General features: G+C 65.7%; 19 protein-coding genes. 13 read left to right on the top strand and 6 right to left on the bottom strand.

Annotated elements, in window-relative coordinates; all coding sequences use genetic code 11:
• Positions 1-137: 137 nt before the first annotated feature.
• The 5 genes from HQ354_RS11845 to HQ354_RS11865 form a co-directional block, all read right to left on the bottom strand.
• Positions 138-1382: an EAL domain-containing protein gene (locus HQ354_RS11845; protein WP_308115189.1), complete on the bottom strand. Its 1245-nt coding sequence runs from the start codon at positions 1380-1382 to the stop codon at positions 138-140.
• A gap of 157 nt (positions 1383-1539) precedes the next feature.
• Positions 1540-1908, bottom strand: a complete 369-nt coding sequence (locus HQ354_RS11850; protein ID WP_222634707.1) for an STAS domain-containing protein — start codon at positions 1906-1908, stop codon at positions 1540-1542.
• A gap of 107 nt (positions 1909-2015) precedes the next feature.
• A complete protein-coding gene (locus HQ354_RS11855) occupies positions 2016-2300 on the bottom strand; it encodes a hypothetical protein (RefSeq protein WP_222634708.1) in 285 nt (94 codons plus the stop codon).
• A gap of 83 nt (positions 2301-2383) precedes the next feature.
• The gene (katG, locus tag HQ354_RS11860; protein ID WP_068425622.1) at positions 2384-4609 is read right to left on the bottom strand and encodes a catalase/peroxidase HPI; all 2226 of its coding nucleotides are present in this window, start codon (positions 4607-4609) and stop codon (positions 2384-2386) included.
• A gap of 39 nt (positions 4610-4648) precedes the next feature.
• Positions 4649-5080 carry a Fur family transcriptional regulator gene (locus tag HQ354_RS11865; protein ID WP_068425618.1) on the bottom strand — a complete coding sequence of 144 codons (432 nt, stop codon included), beginning with the start codon at positions 5078-5080 and terminating at the stop codon, positions 4649-4651.
• 367 nt (positions 5081-5447) lie between these two features.
• On the opposite strand from HQ354_RS11865, the gene HQ354_RS11870 reads away from it, so the two are divergent.
• The 4 genes from HQ354_RS11870 to HQ354_RS11885 are packed head-to-tail and all read left to right on the top strand — an operon-like array spanning position 5448 to position 8987.
• Positions 5448-6092 (top strand): ABC transporter permease, encoded by a 645-nt coding sequence (locus tag HQ354_RS11870; protein ID WP_068425612.1) that lies wholly within the window; start codon positions 5448-5450, stop codon positions 6090-6092.
• Positions 6089-7288, top strand: a complete 1200-nt coding sequence (locus tag HQ354_RS11875) for an ABC transporter ATP-binding protein (RefSeq protein WP_222634709.1) — start codon at positions 6089-6091, stop codon at positions 7286-7288. Before HQ354_RS11870 ends, HQ354_RS11875 begins: the two co-directional genes overlap by 4 nt.
• On the top strand, positions 7285-8022 hold the full coding sequence (locus HQ354_RS11880) for an ABC transporter permease (protein WP_174551410.1): 738 nt from the start codon (positions 7285-7287) through the stop codon (positions 8020-8022). Before HQ354_RS11875 ends, HQ354_RS11880 begins: the two co-directional genes overlap by 4 nt.
• Positions 8019-8987 carry a glycine betaine ABC transporter substrate-binding protein gene (locus HQ354_RS11885; RefSeq protein ID WP_068425605.1) on the top strand — a complete coding sequence of 323 codons (969 nt, stop codon included), beginning with the start codon at positions 8019-8021 and terminating at the stop codon, positions 8985-8987. The genes HQ354_RS11880 and HQ354_RS11885 overlap by 4 nt, the downstream gene beginning before the upstream one ends.
• A gap of 90 nt (positions 8988-9077) precedes the next feature.
• Here HQ354_RS11885 and HQ354_RS11890 read toward each other — a convergent pair whose 3' ends face one another.
• Positions 9078-9725, bottom strand: a complete 648-nt coding sequence (locus HQ354_RS11890; RefSeq protein ID WP_222634710.1) for a hypothetical protein — start codon at positions 9723-9725, stop codon at positions 9078-9080.
• 138 nt (positions 9726-9863) lie between these two features.
• On the opposite strand from HQ354_RS11890, the gene HQ354_RS11895 reads away from it, so the two are divergent.
• The 9 genes from HQ354_RS11895 (at position 9864) to HQ354_RS11935 (ending at position 19329) form a co-directional block, all read left to right on the top strand.
• Positions 9864-10751 (top strand): hypothetical protein, encoded by an 888-nt coding sequence (locus HQ354_RS11895; RefSeq protein WP_222634711.1) that lies wholly within the window; start codon positions 9864-9866, stop codon positions 10749-10751.
• Between the two features lie 347 nt (positions 10752-11098).
• A complete protein-coding gene (locus HQ354_RS11900; RefSeq protein ID WP_206030506.1) occupies positions 11099-12193 on the top strand; it encodes a glycosyltransferase in 1095 nt (364 codons plus the stop codon).
• 8 nt (positions 12194-12201) lie between these two features.
• The gene (locus HQ354_RS11905) at positions 12202-13215 is read left to right on the top strand and encodes a glycosyltransferase family 1 protein (RefSeq protein ID WP_222634712.1); all 1014 of its coding nucleotides are present in this window, start codon (positions 12202-12204) and stop codon (positions 13213-13215) included.
• Positions 13212-14273 carry a polysaccharide pyruvyl transferase family protein gene (locus tag HQ354_RS11910; RefSeq protein ID WP_222634713.1) on the top strand — a complete coding sequence of 354 codons (1062 nt, stop codon included), beginning with the start codon at positions 13212-13214 and terminating at the stop codon, positions 14271-14273. The genes HQ354_RS11905 and HQ354_RS11910 overlap by 4 nt, the downstream gene beginning before the upstream one ends.
• Positions 14270-15262, top strand: coding sequence for a hypothetical protein (locus HQ354_RS11915; protein WP_222634714.1), 993 nt, complete (start codon positions 14270-14272; stop codon positions 15260-15262). Before HQ354_RS11910 ends, HQ354_RS11915 begins: the two co-directional genes overlap by 4 nt.
• Positions 15259-16524, top strand: coding sequence for a hypothetical protein (locus HQ354_RS11920; RefSeq protein ID WP_222634715.1), 1266 nt, complete (start codon positions 15259-15261; stop codon positions 16522-16524). Before HQ354_RS11915 ends, HQ354_RS11920 begins: the two co-directional genes overlap by 4 nt.
• Positions 16521-17126, top strand: coding sequence for a CatB-related O-acetyltransferase (locus HQ354_RS11925; protein ID WP_068425587.1), 606 nt, complete (start codon positions 16521-16523; stop codon positions 17124-17126). The genes HQ354_RS11920 and HQ354_RS11925 overlap by 4 nt, the downstream gene beginning before the upstream one ends.
• Positions 17123-18430 (top strand): hypothetical protein, encoded by a 1308-nt coding sequence (locus HQ354_RS11930; RefSeq protein ID WP_222634716.1) that lies wholly within the window; start codon positions 17123-17125, stop codon positions 18428-18430. Before HQ354_RS11925 ends, HQ354_RS11930 begins: the two co-directional genes overlap by 4 nt.
• Positions 18427-19329 (top strand): glycosyltransferase, encoded by a 903-nt coding sequence (locus HQ354_RS11935; protein WP_222634717.1) that lies wholly within the window; start codon positions 18427-18429, stop codon positions 19327-19329. The genes HQ354_RS11930 and HQ354_RS11935 overlap by 4 nt, the downstream gene beginning before the upstream one ends.
• The last annotated feature ends 3 nt before the right edge of the window (positions 19330-19332 follow it).

Here is a 19332-nt window from a genome sequence, read left to right on the forward strand (position 1 = left end):
GCAGTCCGGTTCGTTCGACTACGGGCTACTCCTCAACCACGTTGACCAGATATGACGGCCGATGCCCGACGGATGTCGGAGAACTCGTCGGTAATTTCGGGTGGCTAAGGAACGGAGGGCGCCGCTGTGCAACCGTCCTAGGCCGTGACGAATCGCCGCATGATCGAGTGTGCAGCCTGCACGACCGACGTACGGTCGTACGTTTGCACGAAGTCGAACGTGCGCTCGAGGTCGGGTCCGTTGTCGTGACGGTCCCGGGCGGACAGCAGAGCAGAGTGATGTGGTCCAAGGACGACGACGGTCCACTCGTTGACGAGGTCGTCGTCCTCGTCGAGGGGGGCGTGTTGGATGCGTCCGTCGAGCATGTGCGACAGTCCGACACCGTAGACGCCGGCGAAACCGATGGACTCGGACATGTGACGCCACCGCACCGCGGTCGTCGGCGTGAAGTGCTTGGCCCGCTGGAAGGTTCCGAGGACCAGCATCGACGACCCCATCGCGACGGCCTGGGACTCGAGAGTTTTGCTCATCTGCACGAGGAGGCGCTTGGTTCCGCGGCGTGACTCCGCGTGCGTGCTGACGATGCCGTACGGCGTGTCCACATCTGATGCAGGGGTGCTCCACACCGGAGAGTTCGGAATGGGGACGACGTTCTCTCGCAGCAACGTGTCCGGATTCGCGAGTGGCGGATAGAGAGCGCCGAGGCCGTAGGTCGCCCCGATGGTCTGTGCCGACAGACGGGCGGCCTCGCTGTCGATGCCCTCGGCGATGACGACCGCGTTCGTACGCTCGACGTAGGCGGCCAACGCGTGCGCCAGGGATCCGATCTCGAAGTCGATGGTCCGTGTGATGAATTCTCGCGCCGTGATGACGATGTCCGGCTCGATGAGCGACAGCAGCGTCGCGGCGTGCAGTTCGGCGCCTACGCCGTCGAGAGCGATCAGACGACCGTGCGACCGGGCGGTCTGCACCCGCCCGAGGGCTTCGTGGGGGTTGTTCATGATGTCCGCGACGTTCACGGTCACGATCAGTCGTTCGGGGCTGTCCGACGCGGGAGCCTCCAGCGCGACCCGAGACTGAGAGTCGACCGTCACGAGTAGGGGGAGAGTCCCGGCGATCGACGCCGCGACCTCGCTGCGGGAGAACTCGAACTTGCGGTCGTCGTACTCGGCCCTTTGGTCCATCATCTGCGCTGCCCGGCGCAGGGCATCGGCAGATTCGAGAGCAGACCCACGCGGACCGCTGAGCTGCAGTTCGACAGCAGCCAACGCGGCATCGTCGAGCCGCCGCACCGGCGCGAACTGCATGGATACCTCCAGCCCGAGCAACGTGGGCGATTCGGGACTGGTGTGCACAGCAGCGTGTTCAGAAGCAGAAGTCATGCAGAATGAGCCTCCAGCGTCGGAGTGTCGTCGCACGCGGGCGACGGACGACCGATTGGAGGCTCATCCGGCATGAATCTGCAAGCAGGTCGTCGGCGCGTATGCGGCGATTGTCAGCGCCGGCTGCTCGACGCGGACTCGATCCTACTGGTCTTTCCTATTCGTCGACTACCAAGTCTCCGCCGCCGAGGACGTCGAGGATCATGCGCACCGGGCGAGTCGGCGCGAACACGCTCACCGTGCCATCGTTGATGCGGGCGTTGTCGATGATCGCGTTGGCTACGCCGGAGTACATGAACGACACCTCGGACAGATCGACGCGAACGTGCGCGTGCTCGTTTGCCATCCGATCGAGGGTCTCGACGAACTCGACACGAGCGGACATGTCGAGCTCACCGGAGGCGCGGAGGACCACGTAGTCGGCGGAGTAGGACTCCGAGTCGAGCGAGTAGCGAGTTGTGTGAGCCGGCGGTTCCTGGTCTGCGATGTGCGCAATGAAGTCGGCCACGGGTTCTGTAACGGTCATGTTGCATTCCCCTTAGTCTTCACAAATGGAATATCGGGGCGCACCGGCTTCTTCAGTGCTTCTACGTCTGTGAATACCTTCTCAGCCTCAGGTTGCGGGAAGGGTTGTCAGAAGGTCACGGATTGATCACAAACATCACGGGAAGGTAACGACCGTCGGGCGAGCCGCCTGAATCCGCGGGCGCCGAGCACGAGAATTCCGACGGCAGCAGTCACGGCGACCGCTTCGTGGATGGACAGCGCCACCGTCGCCGTGACGAACAACGCGATCGCTCCGAGCGCGTCGAGAAGCAGCCGCACGGACGCGAGGTCCAGCAGAATCGGCTGCTCTACGACCGCAGGAGCGGTCGACTCCTGCTGAGTCGCGAGAGGTGGCGTGGCGCTGGTCGTCAAAACAAAAGCCCCCGGGTCGACGCGGACATGATCCGCTGCGTCATACCCCGGGGGCTTCTGGGTCAATCCTGGTCGAGACTCGGCTACTTCAGATCGAACCGATCGTTGTTCGCTACCTCGACCCATGCCGCGACGAAGTCGTCGACGAACTTACGACCGTTGTCGGCCTGCGCGTACACCTCCGAGATCGCACGCAGCTGCGAGTGCGAACCGAAGATCAGGTCGAGCCCGGTGGCCGTCCAGCGCTGCTCACCCGTCGCCCGAGTCTTGCCGACGTACTCGTCGTCGCCGGTCTTGGTCCACTCGGTGTCCGAGTCGAGCAGGTTGACGAAGAAGTCGTTCGTCAGCACGCCCGGACGGTCGGTGAACACACCGTGCTTCGTGCCTCCATGGTTCGCGCCCAGGGCACGCAGACCGCCGACGAGCACGGCCGCCTGAGGCGCGGTCAGATCGAGCATGTACGCGCGATCGAGGAACAGCACCTGAGCAGGCGTCTCCTCGCCTTCCTTGAAGAAGTTGCGGAAGCCGTCGGCGCGAGGCTCCAACACCGCGAAGGAATCGACGTCGGTGTTCTCCTGCGACGCGTCGGTGCGCCCCGGGGTGAACGGAACGGTCACCTCGTGGCCCGCGTCGCGTGCAGCCTTCTCGATGGCCGCAGCACCCGCCAGGACGATGATGTCGGCAAGTGACACCTGCGTACTGCCGTCGCCGCTGCCGTTGAAATTCTTCTGCACCTGCTCGAGTGCGCTCAGAACTTCGGCCAGGACCGCGGGTTCGTTGGCCTCCCAGTTCTTCTGCGGCTCGAGACGGATGCGTGCACCGTTGGCGCCGCCGCGGAAGTCCGTCTTGCGGAAGCTCGCGGCCGAAGACCACGCGACGCCGACGAGCTGTTGTACGGACAGGCCGGTTTCGAGAATCTTCGCCTTGAGCGACGCGATATCGGCGTCGTCGATCAGCGTCGACGGCCGAGCCGGAACCGGGTCCTGCCACAGCTGCGGTTCGGGAACCCACGGGCCCAGGTAACGCTCGATCGGTCCCATGTCGCGGTGCAGCAGCTTGTACCAGGCCTTTGCGAACGCCTCGGACAGCTCTTCGGGGTGATCGAGCCAGCGCCGGGTGATCTCGGCGTAGATCGGATCCTCGCGCAATGCGACGTCGGTGACGAGCATCGTCGGTGCGCGTCCCGGTCCGCCGAACGGATCGGGGATCTCGCCTGCGCCCGCGCCGTCCTTGGCGACGAACTGCCACGCGCCCGCGGGGCTCTTCTGCAGCTCCCACTCGTAGCCGTAGAGATTCTCGAGGAAGCCGTTGCCCCACTGCGTCGGCGTCTTGGTCCAGACGACCTCGAGGCCACTGGTGACCTGATCCTCGCCCTTGCCGGTACCGTAGCCGTTCTTCCAGCCGAGGCCCTGCTGCTCGACGGGCGCACCCTCGGGCTCGGGGCCGATCTTGTCCGCAGGACGCGCACCGTGCGTCTTGCCGAAGCTGTGACCACCGACGATGAGCGCGGCGGTTTCCTCGTCGTTCATCGCCATACGGCCGAACGTCTCACGAATGTCGTGCGCCGCGGCGACCGGATCCGGTTCGCCCTCCGGCCCTTCGGGATTGACGTAGATCAGGCCCATCGTCGTCGCACCGAGGGGCTTGGCGAGTTCACGCTCACCCGAGTACCGCTTGTCGGTGCCGAGCCACGTGTCCTCGGGTCCGTAGAAGACTTCCTCCGGCTCCCAGATGTCCTCGCGGCCGAAGGCGAAACCGAACGTCTGGAATCCCATGGCATCCAGAGCGACGTTGCCGGCGAAGACCAGCAGGTCGGCCCACGAGATCTTGTTGCCGTGCTTCTGCTTGACCGGCCACAGGAGGCGGCGCGCCTTGTCGAGGTTCGCATTGTCCGGCCAGCTGTTCAGCGGTGCGAAGCGCTGTGCGCCCTGCCCCCCGCCGCCACGGCCGTCGTAGATGCGGTAGGTGCCTGCGGCGTGCCAGCTCATGCGGATGAACAGGCCGCCGTAGTTGCCGTAGTCCGCGGGCCACCAGTCCTTGGAGTCGGTGAGTACCGCGGTGACGTCGGCCTTCAGCTCGTCGACGTCGAGCTTCGCGAATTCGGCCTTGTAGTCGAAGGATTCGCCGAGAGGGGTGGACTTGGAGGTGTGTGCATGAAGGATCGACAGGTCGATCTGCTCCGGCCACCAGTCCTTGTTGGTCAGCGGCCTGTCGCCCTTCGGCTTGGGCGACTCGATGACCGGATTTTCGCTTTCACTGGTGCTCTGCGTTCCCGTGTCCGGGTTCGGCGGGCGGCTATCGGAGGTCACTGCATTCCTTTCGACGGTGGGCTGGTCGATCTGGAACGATCACGGGTGTGATCGAGTTTCGGTGGGTGCGGCGCACTTCGGGCACGTTCCCCAGAAGATGACCTCGGCTTCGTCGAGCGCGAAACCGTGGTCGTCCGACGCCGTCAGACACGGGGTCTCGCCCGTCGCGCACTCCGCGTCGGCGATGAGACCGCAAGTGCGACACACGATGTGGTGATGATTGTCGCCGATGCGCGACTCGTACCGTGCACGGTGTCCTGCAGGCTGGATCCGACGCAGCAGACCGGCCGTCGACAACGCGTCGAGCACGTCGTAGACGGCTTGACGCGAGGTGTTCGGCACGACGCTCGCGATGGTCTCGGTGTCGGCGTGCGGGTTGGCGCGGACGGCATCCATGACGGCGATGCGCGGCTGCGTGACGCGAAGTCCCGCGGCGCGGAGCCGGGCCGCAGTGTCGGATGCCGAAGCCATGCCCCCAACACTAGGAGGGATCGGCGGATCGCGCGAGGGTTTTCTGGATTTGATCCAAACAGGCGGCTGCGCCGCATGTGCACGGAAATACATAGTGGGCTACGTATTCCCGTGCACGTGCGGCGGAGCCGCCAGAGTTCTGCTCAAGCTGATTCGAATTCGGCGCTGGGAGGGCGCGCCGTCGCGGCCTCGCCCGTTTCCGCTGGTACGCGAGCACACGGCTCGGCTGGGCGTGGAGTTCGACCAGTCGACCATTTCCCTGAAATCGGGCGTGAATGCGAAACGGCCGGTATCGTCGCCGACGACACACGGGGGTGTCGACGGTTTCACTGTGTCCTCTTGAAAGCCCGCTGCCCGAAGGAGTTTCGTGAACCTCTGGAATTACCTTCAGGGGCGAGGCGAGTTTCTCGCGTTTCTGACGTACCAACATGCATCGCTCGCTTTCCAGACGGTGCTCGTCGGTACCCTCGTCGCCATCGCGACAGCCGTTGCGGTGCATCGGCTTCCGTTGTTCTCCTCGCTGACCCTGACCAGCAGCCGCGTCGCGTTGACGATCCCGTCCCTTGCCCTCCTGGCGCTGCTCATCGTGCCGTTCGGGCTCGGCGTGGTGCCGTCGTTCATCATGCTGGCGTTCTTCGCGGCCATGCCGGTGATCGGCAACGCGATCGTCGGACTCCGCGGTGTGCCCGACACGGTGATCGAGTCCGCCCAGGGAATCGGACTCTCGCGTGTCCGCATCCTCTTCTCGGTGTCGCTGCCGATGGCGTGGCCGGTCATACTCACCGGAATCAGGGTGTCGACGCAGATGGTGGTCGGTGTCGCCGCGATCGTCGCGTACGTCCTCGGCCCCGGCCTCGGCTCGCTGATCTTCAACGGTCTGTCCCGGCTCGGCGGAACCAATTCCGTCGAGATGGCTTTCACCGGAACGGTTCTCATCGTCGTCATCGCCCTGGTGTTCGACGCGCTGCTCGTCCTCCTCGGGCGCCTCACCATCTCGAAGGGATTGTCATGACCGACACCGAACGGACCGTCACCGGTGCCTCGATTCGGCTCGACGGCGTCGTCAAGCAGTACCGTGGCCAGGCCAAGCCCGCCGTGCAGAAGATCGACCTCGAGATCGAGGCAGGTCACATCGTCGCGTTCGTCGGACCGTCCGGTTGCGGCAAGACGACGACGTTGAAGATGATCAACCGTCTGATCGAACCGACCGAGGGTCGGCTGTTCATCGGCGACCGCGACGTCACGGGAGAAGACCCCGACAAGCTTCGTCAGTCGATCGGCTACGTCATCCAGGCCGGCGGGTTGTTTCCGCACTGGTCGGTGTCCAAGAACATCGGCGCGATACCGCGAGTTCTCGGGTGGGACAAGAAGCGGATCGCCGAACGCACGGAATATTTGCTCGACCTCGTCGGGCTCGACGCGGACACCTTCCGTGACCGGCTGCCGAAGGACATGTCCGGCGGCCAGCAGCAACGCGTCGGCGTCGCACGTGCTCTCGCCGCGGACCCGCCGGTTCTGCTCATGGACGAGCCGTTCAGCGCCGTCGACCCGATCACGCGAGTTCGATTGCAGGACAGCCTCATCGCGATCCAGCACGAGGTCGCCAAGACCATCGTGATCGTCACCCACGACTTCGAGGAAGCGACCAAGCTGGGCGACAAGGTGCTCATCCTGTCCGAAGGCGGCAAGATCGAGCAGTACGCGTCGCCCGAGGAGATTCTCGCGCGTCCCGCCACTCCGTTCGTCGAGGAGTTCATCGGCTCGGGCGCCACGCTCGCGCACCTCACGCTCTCGAGGGTCAAGGACGTCGACCACGAACCGGTCGTGACGGCACGCGTCGGCGACGACTCGCACGAGGTCATCGCCCGTGCGAAAGCCGCAGGTGTCACGTGGATCGTCGTCGTCGACGCCGACGGCCGCCCCCGGTCGTGGCCGTCGCTCGACGAGGTGGCGACGAAGGACCGAATTTCGGATTACGTCGACAACCGTCTCCCGACGGTGGCGCCGTCGTCGACACTGAACGACGCGCTCGACACCATGTTGGCGGCCAGTCAGGGCGGCGTCCTCGTCACCGACGGCCGCGGTGCGGTGACCGGGTCTCTCACGATCGCCACGGTCATGGCCGTCATCCGCAGTCAGCTGTCCGATGCTCGCGAGGGCGACGGCCACGTCTCCTACACCGCGCACGGCGAGAGCCCTTCCGCATGAACCGGCTGCGGCGAACACCGATGGACGTGTGGTTCGAACCGTTGCTCATCGTGATTCTCGGCGTCGGCTACTTCTCCTGGTACGCGACGACGACGCTGACGCCGACGGAAGAGGCGTCGCTCGGGTGGACGAACTTGCAGAACACCATCTTCGACCACATCAAGCTGACGCTGACGGCCACGGTCATCGTCATCGCGATCGCCATCCCGCTCGGCATCCTGCTGACGCGGGACAGGGCGAAGCCGTTCAAGCCGTTCGTCGTCAACTTCGCGAACGTCGGCCAGGCCGCGCCCGCGGTCGGTTTGATCGTGCTGCTGACGATGTGGCTCGGCACCGGATTCCGCACTGCCGTGGTCGGTCTCGTCGTCTACGCGATCCTGCCGATTCTCCAGAACACCATCACCGGCATCGACCAGGTCGACAAACGAACCATCGAAGCGGCCCGCGGCATCGGATTCTCCGGCGTCCGGACACTCGCACAGGTCGAGCTGCCGCTCGCAGTTCCGGTGATCCTCAACGGAGTTCGCACCGCACTGGTGATTCTCGTCGGCACCGCGACGCTCAGTACGTTCATCGGCGCCACGAGCCTCGGCACGCTCATCACGACCGGAGTTACGCTGTTCCTTCCGAAACTCCTGATCTCCGGCGCCGTTCTGGTCGCACTGCTGGCCTTGATCATCGACTGGCTCGGGCGACTCGTCGAGCTCGTCGCAACCCCGCGAGGAGTGGCATGAGAGGCAGAGCAGCACTCGGAGCCGCATTGATCGCGGCACTCGCGTCGGGATGTGGGCTCGTGAGCTCGTCCGGCACGTTCGAGAGCACGACGCTCACCGACGACGCGGCCCCGCTCGACGGCGCATCGTTGGTGGTGACGTCCAAGAGCTTCACCGAGGGCGTGCTTCTCGGCAAGATCACCGCGACCTACCTGGCCGCGGCGGGTGCGAACGTCACCGACCTCACCGGAGCGCCGGGGTCCGCGTCGTCGCGCCAGGCGCAGTTGAACGGTGACGCGGACATCCTCTGGGAGTACACCGGAACGGGCTGGGTTAACTACCACGGCGAAACCGAGACGATCACCGACCCCGACGAGCTGTGGCAGCGCGTCCACGACATCGAGAAGCAGGACTACGACCTCGAATGGCTGCCGCCCGCCAACTTCAACGACACGTATGCGTTCGCCGCGTCGGCCGGTACCGCCGAAAGGCTCGGTGTCACGTCGCTGTCCGACGTCGCACAGCTCCCGATCGGAGACCGGACGTTCTGCGTCGACGACGAATTCTTCAGCCGCGCAGACGGATTCGTGCCGATGCTGGAGACGTACGGGATACCGCTCAACGCGCCCGACGGGGTGCCGTCGGACCAGGTGACGCGCATGGATGCAGGCGTCGTCTACACCTCGACCGCGCAGAGCGCACCGTGCAACTTCGGCATGGTCTACACGACCGACGGGCGTGTGAAGAATCTGAACCTCACTGTGCTCGACGACGACCGAAAGTTCTTCCTGCCCTACAGCGGAACGGCCGTCGTGCGGGGTGCGGTACTCGAACAGCATCCCGAGATCGCCGACCTGATGGCCGTCGTCTCCGAGCGCCTGAACGACGACCTGATGCAGGAACTCAACGGGCGCGTCGACATCGACGGTGAAGATCCCGCAGACGTCGCCTACGACTGGCTGCGGAGCGAAGGCCTCGTGAACTGATTCAGCCGAGGGTGGGCGCGGACAGATGGCTTGAATGAACCGTTCAAGCCATCTGTTCGTATGGATGAACCACTCAAGCGGTGCCGACGGCTAGCCGGCGCTTCCGGTGGACGGCAGCCCGGGGGTCAGCGGGAAACTTGGCGAGCAGATGGTCTGCTCACACAGCTGATCGAACGGCTGGGTCCCGAAATTCGGCACGGCATCGGGGTTGACGAACGTGACTCCGTCCGGCGACGTGCACGACACCGCACCGCACGTGGTGCCGAGCGGAAACCCGCGCGAATCGACGGGATTCGGCGGGGGCATCGACGGTTCGGGCGGTGCAGGGGACGGCGTCGTGATGCCGTTGTCGACGGGCGGTGCAGGAACGTACTCCGTCGTCGCAAAAGGCGGGAGCGCCGGAACGTCGTAGTCGACGGACGGAATTGGCTCTGCCGTCGCGACGACGCTGGGCGGGATCAGCGGGGGAGGCGTCGACGGCGTCGTCGGCGCAGGGGTCGGCGTGGACGACGCGACCGTCGTGGGTGATGTGGTCTCCACGACCGGCGTCGGTTCGGCGACGTCACGTGCGCCGGCCGTACACGCCGTGATGCCGTACAGCGACGCGCCTGCCAGCAGAATCATGGCCGACGACCGGAGCCGGCGACGCGCGAGCGGTACGCGTCCGGTTCGATACGGCATGAGTCCTCCGGAGCACCCGAGGTGCCGTGTGTCGTCGTCGATGGTCGAGTAGTTCATCTGATTGTGACCTTAGTTCATTACAAAACCATCGGTTCGCTGCTGCGGGCGGCGCGTCGAACTCGATCCATTTCGACCCGCACGTCGCCGGTCCGATGTTCAATGAAGTGTTCGGTACCTGTCGACATGGGAGCCTGCGTGACTGGAAACGGGGATGGCGACGGCTTCCCGGTCGCCGCCGTTCTCGGTACGTATCGCAGCCTCCGGATCGGCGTCGTGATTCTGGTGCTGATGCTCTTCGTCTCGGTCTTCATCCAGGTCGCGTCCGCCGGATGGTGTCTCCAATCATCCATCAGCGCCTACTTTTTCACCGACGTGCACATCGTCTTCATCGCTGTGCTGTGTGCCCTCGGCACGTTGCTGCTCGTCTACAAGGGCAGTTCGGATACCGAAGACGTCCTGTACGACTTCGCCGGCTTGTGGGCGTTCGTCGTCGCCACCGTTCCGACTGGTTGGCCGACCAACCTCGGTCCCGACGGCGGCGGCCGGATGCGAGGCCTGTGCGGTGGGCCGGGTTTGCCGCTCGACTACAACGCAGGTCATGCGATCGGCAACAACGTATCGAGCGTCGTCGTCGGTGCTCTCCTCGTTCTCGTGGCGTCGGTGTCGTTCGCGTCCGGCTCGTTCGGGGCGTCGTGGACGCCGGTCGGCACGCTCGCGCGGATCGTCGGCGGGGTCGTCACGGCGGTGCTGGCGTACACGTTCGTGTTCACGCCGCACTGGTTCGAGCGGCACGGCCACAGCCTGGCTGCGGTGGCGATGTTCGCGTTCGTCATTCTCGCGATCTGGGCGAATGCCGTTCTCTCCGAATCGGATCGGTACGTCCTCGCGTATCGGATCGTCGGAATCGTCATGTTGGCCACGTTGATCGCCGTTCTCGTGTTGTCGGCGACGGTGGAGTGGACGTTGTTCGTGCTCGTCGCCGAAGCTGCGCTGATACTGGAATTCGCCGCGTTCTGGGCTATCCAGACCGCGGAGCTGTGGAACACCGTCTGTCGCCCGTCCGGGCATCAGGAACTGATCTGACGCGAGCCAAGTGCGCGTTTTTCGGGGATTCGAACGGTTTACGGATCGTTTCGAGCGTGACGGCCCGCGGAATGTCGCGTCGGACCGGTCGTGTGGTGCAAGAATTCGTCGAATCGGTATCGCGGCGTTCGCCGAAAGGCATTCATTCGATGAAATAAATCGATTCATCGATGATTGTCGATACCGACGCGGCTCGAATTCCATCTCGGTTTGACAACGATCGAACGACAGTGTGTCATTCCCTTGGATGACAGAATCGGCGTCGAAATGCCGTGTCGAGTCGTTCGAATCAGAGGTCGAGCCGTCCGGCCGTATCAGCGCCGTGTGGGCAGCTCGCTCATCTGTGCATGCAGGTAACACAAAGCGCACTTCGTCGGGGAGTTGCAGTGACACAACGAATTACGGGCACACATGTGTGCCGAGCAGACGTCCTTCATATTTCGGAGGCATACGGAGGCGGGGTTCAATCCGCCATTTCTCGCTACATCGAGAATTCTCCGTCGCTCGTTCACCAGGTTCTGGTCCGAACGCGGTCCGAACACGACATCGCAGAGCCGTGCGGTGCCGAATCAATCAGTTACAACGGGTCTTTGGCCGGTTTCATCCGGGCGGCACGAGCGCATATCCTCCGCACGAAACCGAATGCAATTCATCTGCATTCCAGTTTCGCCGGATTGTTGCGTCTGTTCGATTTCGGACCGGACATCAAGGTCGTCTACACCCCGCACGCGTACGCATTTCTGCGTCGTGACAGCTCCGGCGCCGCACGGTCGGCCTACCGCGCGATCGAGACGGTGCTGAGCAGACGAGCGCAGACGATCGCAGCGATCAGCCCGTTCGAGGCCGCGTCCGCAGCGCGCATGGCAGGCCCGTCCACCGAGGTCACCTACCTGCCCAACGTCGTACCCGACGCCGCACTCGTGCCGCCGTCCGACCACGGTCCCGACGGCAGGCCCGAGGTCGTCATGGCAGGGCGGATCTCGGCGCAGAAGGATCCGCTGTTCTTCGCCGAAGTAGCCCGTGCGTCGCACAGCAACGTGCGCTGGACGTGGGTCGGCGACGGTGACGCCGACATGCGTGAGGTGCTCGAACAGGCAGGCGTCGTCATCACCGGGTGGGTGCCGTCCGACCTGGTCAAGAAGCACATCGCGGCCGCCGATCTGTACCTGCATTCCGCCGAGTGGGAGGGTGCGCCGATCACCCTGCTCGAAGCTGCGGCCGTCGGGACACCGATTCTGGCGCGCGGCATCGACGCCCTCGAAGGGCTCGGATTCCCGCTGACGCGAAACTGCCCTCGTGCCGCTGCCGACGCCGTCGACCGATTCTTCTCCGACGGGGCCTACCGGCACCGCGCGCAGAGGGAGACGAGGGAATCGGTGGCCGTTCATTCGCCCGCGGTCCAGTCGCTCGCACTCGACACTCTGTATCGGAGGGCAGGGTGAGGGTGCTGATGCCGGGACGCATCCTGGAGCGGCACGTGGGAGGCAACACGACCTACGCACGGGAACTGGCGGACGGCCTACGCGCGAGGGGTACGGCCGTCGAGTCGATGCGGTTCCACGGTTCGGCACCGATGACCATGCTCTCCGAAACCGTGCAGGGCCTCAGGCGTACGGACGCAGTGCTGCACTACGTCGCCGACACGGGCCCTCTGCTGCGGACGAGAACGCCGTCCGTCGTCACGGTGCACGGCATCGCCAGCCGATGGATCGACGGCGTCCGAAGCGGTGCCCAGGAGAAGATCTGGCGCACACGCGTCGCACGTGCGGTGGCGAGTACCGACGCCGTCGTCACGGTGTCGGCGTCGAGTGCCGAGGACATCGCCGAGGTGTTCGGTGTCGACCTCGCGACCATCCACGTGGTGCCGCACGGAATCGACGCCGACGCGTTCGCCGAACCGATGTCGTTGTCCGACGACGTGCGTGGGCGGATTCCCGACGAGTATCTGCTGTACGTCGGCAACATCGAACCGCGCAAGAACCTCGTCGCACTCGTCGAGGCGATTAGCCGTCCCGACGTGCGGGCGCTCGGCTTGCCGCTCGTGATCGCCGGGAAGCCGGCGTGGAACTTCGAGGCGTCCATGGACGCAATCGCGAAGAGCCCCGACGTGATTCACCTCGGATTCGTCTCGGACGACGACCGTCGTGCGCTGATGCAGCGGACGTCGCTGTTCGTGTTCCCGAGTCTCTACGAAGGATTCGGCTTCCCGGTGCTCGAGGCGATGGCCGCGGGGGCGCCGGTTCTCACGTCGAACCGGGGCGCGTTGCGTGACATCGCCGGTCCGGCTGGGGTTCTCGGTGACATCGACGCCGACGCGATCGCAGACGGGATCGTCCGCGCGGCCGAGGATTCGGAGTGGCGCGCCGGTGTGCCCGCTCGCGGACGTCTGTGGGCGTCGTCGTTCACGTGGGATGTGAGTGTGGATGCCCATCTTCGGGTGTACGAGAAGGCGGCGGCATCATGAAGGTCGTCGTGCTGCACGGATACAGCGCCGACAACGCCGGTGACGGACTGCTCGTCGACGAGACGCTCGCGTTGGTGCGTGCCGCGTTCGGCGACGGCGTCGACGTCACGATCGCCGCGTCGCATCCCGAGACCTTCGCGGGAATCGATGCACGCGTGGTCGATTCGAGTCCATCGCTCACCGGTTACGCCGGGCCGTATCGTCGACTGCTCCGCGAGCTCGACGACGCTGACCTCGTCGTCGCGGTGGGCGGCGGCTACCTGCGCGCCGGCTACGCCGTCGAAACGCTGAAAACCGCACTCGTGCACGGTCCGCAGCTGTGGGCGGCGAGCCGAACCTCCACACCGACGGTGTACCTTCCCCAGAGCGTCGGCCCGGCGAACTCCGCGGTGACCAGGTTGTTGACGGGCCGTATGCGGAGGATCGACGCGTTCTACGTGCGGGACGATCGCAGTCTGGCGCAGTTCGCCGACGCCGGTGTGCGGCGGCTCAGCGATCTGGCCATTCTCGGCGCGGGCCACATCGAGCGCAGGGGGCTCGATGTGGATCCGGTGCCCGTCCTGACGGTGCGGGCCGTACGCGGGAAGGTCGGCCCGCTGGTGGTGGATCTCGCACACCAGGTGGGAACGTTCGACGGGTACGTCCAGAGCGCGACCGCGGGCAACGACGACGTCGACGCCATGGCTTCGGTCGGTGCGCGAAAGATCCTGCCGCGCGGTGACTTTCTGGCCCCGCAGACGCCGAGAGTCGTCGTCGCGGTGCGTTTGCACGCCGCGTTGATGGCACTGAAGGCCGGCCACTACGTGATTCATCTTGCGTACGAGCGCAAGGGTTTCGGTGCGTTCGCCGATCTCGGTCTCGATCGGTACGTGCACAACGTCAACAAGTTCGAGCCCGCGCGGGTGCTGCAGCAGGTGCGTGCCCTGCTGGACGACGAGTCGGAGCGTCGGCGCTACGTCGCGGATGTGGACGAAGGGGTGCGCCGCGCGGTACCCGCACGGGACGAGTTGGTGCAGAACCTGCGCAGTCTCGTTCCCCACGTGGAGGCCACGCCGTGAGCACCGTGTACGTATGCGCGCCGGGACGCACCGGGAACATCGCGTCGTCCATCGCGCGGCGCGGCTATCTCGACTACCTGCGTGAGCGCGGGCACCTCGTCGTGTGGACGGGCACGTCGTCGCCCGACTACGTCGCCGGTCTCGGTCTGGACGCGAACGACGTTCGGACGGGCAGCTTTCGGGTGTGGCTCGGGCGGGCATTCGTCAGTGCACTGCGCGGGCCGACGCGCATCGCCGTCGACACCGGACGCGTCGAGGTCAGCGCACGCCACTCGATGCACATGTGGATGCTGGCGATGTTGATGATCGTCGCGTTCCCGCGCGGCGGGCGCGGGATCTGGCGCGGCCGTGGCGTCGACGCGTCGTCGGCGAATCCGTTGGTGCTGTTGCCGTATCGTCTCGTGGCCGCTCTCTGCCGCAGGCGGCATCCCCGTCCGCTGCCCGACTGGGCTTTTCGGCTCGGCACGCCCGTCGACCGATGGGAGACCGATCGGCCGTTCGCGGCAGTGGTGCTGCGCGGTGATCGCCCGAGGCCGTCGGATACCTGGATGGAGTGGTTCACCGCGACGACGTCGGCACTGGGGCTCGAGCCTGCGGTGCTCGTGCACTCCTCGGCCGACTATCTGACGTCGCAGCATCTGTCGCGGGCGCTCGGCGGGCAGTACCGTGCCTGGTTCGTCGAGAATCACGCCGACCAGGAACAGACGGTGCGCGACGTCTACGCGCGCAGTGCGCTCGTCGTCAGCGACCGGGTCCACGCCCTCGTCGCAGGCGCAACGGAAGGTGCCGTGCCGTTCGGATGGGTCGAGTCGTCGTCCGACACGGTCGGGCCGGTGTTCGACGCCGTCGGCATGCCGTGGGTCGGCCGGTGGGAAGGCGGTGCCGCCGAACGGTTTCCGACGATCGACGCCGATCTGTTGGAGGAATGCCGCGCCACGATGACCGAGTCGGTCGAACGCTGCCGACGAGTGCTGGGCCGGCGGCAGTGACCTCGACCGAAGCGGGTGTGCGCAGTCTTGCGGTTCGGTTGCTCAAGGGCGGGTTGCCTGCCATAGCCGCGAGTGCCTTCGTGGCGTTCGTGCCGATCCTCGGATCCGCTTATCTGAGTGTCGACGACTACGCCGTGTGGGCTCTGGCAGCGACGTTGTCGACGATCTTCATCGTGTTCGACTTCGGCACACCGACACTCGCGACCAAGCTCTCGGGCGGTGGCCACCTCGACTTTCGCACGTCGACGACGTTGTGCGGGTTGTCGGCTCTGCCTCCGATCGTGTTGGGAGCGTTGGCCATCGGAATCTGGCCCGCGTATTCGACTACGGCCGGCCTGACCGCCGATCGTGGATCGGCCTACACGCTGATCGCGCTCGTCTCGCTCGGCGGTGTGCTGCGCAGCATCGGCGTCGTCTACGGCGCTGCGGCGTTGGGACGCAGCCATTTCTATCGCCGGACCGCGGTGCTGTTCTTCGGCGGATCCGTGCAATTGGTCGCGACTCTCGCTGCGCTGGAGTCCGGGGCAGGCATCGTCTCGCTCGGCATCGGAACCGTCGTGGCAGGCGGCGTGCAGGCGGTTCTCGGATTCGCGCTCGAAGGGGGCAGGCGCCGAAACGATGCTGCGCTGGCTGCCGATACGTCGGCATCGGTGCGGCAGACGATCGTACTGTTCATGAAGACTCGCGTCGTCGTCGCGATGCTCGGACTGTTGATCACCCAACTCGACAGGTGGGCACTCGGTCTCGTCGGAGACGCGGAACTGCTCGCCCGCTACGACATCGTGACGCGGTTCGTCATGATCCCGAAGATCGTGCTGATCGCGCTTGCCGCCGGACTTGTCGCCGACTCGTCCCGCTTGACGACGTCCGAGCAGGGCACCGCTCTGCTCGTCCGAGTCCGGAAACTCGTTCTGCTCGTGATGGTTCCGTTGATGATCGGGGCGGGCGTCGTGGCGTTCGTGGCCCAGCGCGTCGCGCTCGATCTGACGCCGTCGGTGACCGTCGTGCTGCTCGTCGCGCTGGCGCACGGCGCGAACTGCGCCACCATCGCGCCGGTGAACATCCTGACCGGCGCAGGCAGGCCGGACTTCGAGCTGCGCTACCTCGTGCCACTGGCGGCCGTCGTCGTACTCGGTTACGGCATCGGCATCGCGACGGGCGCGGGGATGACGCTGATCACCGTCTGGGCTGCCGCCATGGTGGCGTTCTCGCTGTGGTTCTGGGCGGTCTCCGGCCGCTACGTACGGGAGGTGTTCGCATGATCGATCATGTGCTGAGGGTCGTCGACCCGAACCGGTATCGCCGACGCGTTCTGCGGAACCTGATCGCGTCGGGACGCGTCGAGATGGGCGCGCACAGTTACGGAATCCCCGAAGTGCGCTTGTACGACAACGATCCGACGCGGCTGCGTATCGGTCGATACTGCTCGATCGCTGCGGGAGTGAACATTCTGCTCGGCGGCAACCATCCGACCGATCGGCTGACGACGTTCCCGATCCGTCACAAGTTGGGTCTGCCGGGAGCCGGAACCGATGGATACCCCTGCAGCAAGGGCGATGTCGTCATTGGCAACGACGTGTGGATCGGATTCGGTGCCACCATCGTCTCGGGGGTTCACATCGGCGACGGCGCGATCGTCGCGGCGGGAAGCATCGTGGTGCGCAGCGTCGAACCGTACTCGATCGTTGCCGGCAATCCGGCAACATTGGTACGCAAACGATTCGACGACGACGTCATCGCGCGTCTGCGGGCGTTGCGCTGGTGGGACTGGGACGACGACCGAGTGGCGGACGGCGTCGCCGATCTCGCGGGGGAGGACCCGCTGGAAGCGTTGGCGCGGCTCGAGAAAGGTGCCGCTCGATGACGCTCCCGGCGAGGCCGGTGATACCGGCGCAGGTGAGACGCAGCACTCGCGTACGTACATCTGCACCTGCGGAAACCGTGCAGACGGAGCGGCGCGGGAAGCGGAGCGCGGCGCTGCTGCTGCTGCTGCTGCCTGCCGCGGCGATCGTCGTCGCGGTACCGGTCGACTTCGTCACGGTCGGGTCGTTCTGGCGCTACCTCGGACTGGTCGGTCTGCTCGTCGGGTCGGCGGCCGCGGTGTGGGCGATCCGTCGCGCCGAGACGACGATCGTGGTGCCCGCGTTGCTGTTCGGCTTCCTCGTTCTGACGTTCAACCAGGTGATGAACTTCAACCCGGTCGGATACGTGACGCTGCTCGCGCCCATCGTCGTCGGCGCCGGACTGGCCGTGGCGCTTCGGCAGCCGCTGGTCGTCCTCGTCGTCCTGTCCGTCGCGCTGGCCGTGACGATGGGCGTCGAATATCTGGTGCAGCAGCACGTCTTCGGCGAGCTGTTCGGCGACCCGCACTACACCGCGTACTCGCGGGACACGTTCCGGTCCCGCGGGCTGATCGGCCAGGCGGTACCGGCCGGAATGGTGGCGGTCGGTGTCGGTGCCGCTGCTCTGGTGCTGTCGTCGACGATGGCGTCGAGGCGCTCCGCGGTGCGATGGGTCGTCGTGGTGTCCACGGCGGTGTCGGTCTCGACCTCGGGCACCCGTTCGGCCGTTCTGTGCGCTGCAGCCGTCGCCGTGCTGACGGTCGCGACGACTGCGTATCGACGTCGGCAGGGGCAGCTGGCCGTCGGGTACCGGACGGCGTGGCTCGGGCCGCTGCTGCTGGCAGCTGCCGTCACTGTGGTGGTGCTGTACTGGTCGGCGCTGGCCGGCCAACGTGTTTTCGATTTCGGCGGCCTCACCGGGTCCGCGTCGCTCGACAATCGGAACTACGCCGCGATCGTGTTCGACGAATGGTCGGACACCTGCAGCGGCGCGTGCGTCGTGTTCGGTTCCGGTGCACGCAGTTTGCTCGACGCACTCGGCAGCGGACTCGGCATCCAGGGGTTCACGACCGTCGACAATCTGTTCCTCAGTCTGCTGTGGGATTTCGGCGTCGTCACCGTGCTCGGCATCGTCGCCCTCGCACTCATCGCGATTCATGCTCTGCTGCGGTCCGATTCGACGAGGGTCCGCGCCGGAGCCGTCCTGATCCTGGCGATCGTGCTGTCGGGCTTCTTCTACGACGCGCTCTACATCCGACCGGTACTTCTGTTGTGCGGCTTCGGAATCGGCCTGCTGGGATACGACAAGAAGGACGTGACCTCATGACACGCAGTACGACCGTGGACGTCGTCGTGGTCTGCTTCGAATCCGACCCCGACCTGCTCCGTGCGTGCACCGACTCGGTGCAGGCGTCGTATCGAGCATGCGGCGTCGACGGATCGATCCTGTTGGTGGACAACGCAAGTTCGACGCCCGTCGAGGACACGATCGACGCGTCGACCATGCGGGTGTTGCGGATGGACCGCAACGTCGGGTTCGGTCGCGCCGTCAACCACGGCGTCGCCGCGTCGACCGCGGATTCGGTTCTGATGCTCAATCCGGACGCGGCCCTCGCGCCCGACGGGCTCGCCCGGTTCCTCGACGCGGCCGACCACCACCCACGATCGCTGGTGGGAGGATGGCTTCACCGTGACGGCCGGGTGCAATCCGACGCGTACATGCAGTGGAACTTCTCGATCTCGCGCAAGCGGAAGCGCGACCGGTTCGCCGCCGCGCTCGCCGAGGTCGACGCGGATGTCGTGGTGGTCGAAAAAGTCTGTGGCGGTGCGTTGTTCGCCGACCGCGAGCTGCTCGCGGAGCTCGGACCGTTCGATGCACGATTCTTCCTGTACGGCGAGGATGCGGACCTGTCGCGTCGGGCGTCATCGCTGGGAATCGATCTCCTCGTCGCACGGCGAGCGGAGATTCAGCACATCGCCGCGTCGTCGCAGAAGAGTCACGGCACCCTCGTCGAACGAGCACGCGCCGACGCCGCGATCCGCCTCACGTCGTATCACTGCAGCAGACTGACGAGCTACGTCCAGCGTGTCGAACTCGCTCTGGTCACGCTCGCCGGTGTGGTTGCCGGCGGGGCGTCGTCGGCGTCGCGACGCGCGCGGATGGCGCGGCTCGGGCAGGTGTGGCGGTGGGGCCTCAAGCGAGATGCCCCACCGTTCACTCCGTGATGC

The organism is Rhodococcus sp. BP-261 (assembly GCF_019835205.1).
Lineage (GTDB): Bacteria > Actinomycetota > Actinomycetes > Mycobacteriales > Mycobacteriaceae > Rhodococcoides > Rhodococcoides kyotonensis_B.

Coding starts and splice junctions, on each gene's coding strand:
- HQ354_RS11900 (WP_206030506.1), top strand. CDS start 11,099: ATGCAGGTAACACAAAGCGCACTTCGTCGGGGAGTTGCAGTGACACAA.
- HQ354_RS11845 (WP_308115189.1), bottom strand. CDS start 1,382: ATGACTTCTGCTTCTGAACACGCTGCTGTGCACACCAGTCCCGAATCG.
- HQ354_RS11910 (WP_222634713.1), top strand. CDS start 13,212: ATGAAGGTCGTCGTGCTGCACGGATACAGCGCCGACAACGCCGGTGAC.
- HQ354_RS11865 (WP_068425618.1), bottom strand. CDS start 5,080: ATGGCTTCGGCATCCGACACTGCGGCCCGGCTCCGCGCCGCGGGACTT.
- HQ354_RS11925 (WP_068425587.1), top strand. CDS start 16,521: ATGATCGATCATGTGCTGAGGGTCGTCGACCCGAACCGGTATCGCCGA.
- HQ354_RS11880 (WP_174551410.1), top strand. CDS start 7,285: ATGAACCGGCTGCGGCGAACACCGATGGACGTGTGGTTCGAACCGTTG.
- HQ354_RS11885 (WP_068425605.1), top strand. CDS start 8,019: ATGAGAGGCAGAGCAGCACTCGGAGCCGCATTGATCGCGGCACTCGCG.
- HQ354_RS11935 (WP_222634717.1), top strand. CDS start 18,427: ATGACACGCAGTACGACCGTGGACGTCGTCGTGGTCTGCTTCGAATCC.
- HQ354_RS11890 (WP_222634710.1), bottom strand. CDS start 9,725: ATGAACTACTCGACCATCGACGACGACACACGGCACCTCGGGTGCTCC.
- HQ354_RS11930 (WP_222634716.1), top strand. CDS start 17,123: ATGACGCTCCCGGCGAGGCCGGTGATACCGGCGCAGGTGAGACGCAGC.
- HQ354_RS11875 (WP_222634709.1), top strand. CDS start 6,089: ATGACCGACACCGAACGGACCGTCACCGGTGCCTCGATTCGGCTCGAC.
- HQ354_RS11850 (WP_222634707.1), bottom strand. CDS start 1,908: ATGACCGTTACAGAACCCGTGGCCGACTTCATTGCGCACATCGCAGAC.
- HQ354_RS11905 (WP_222634712.1), top strand. CDS start 12,202: ATGCCGGGACGCATCCTGGAGCGGCACGTGGGAGGCAACACGACCTAC.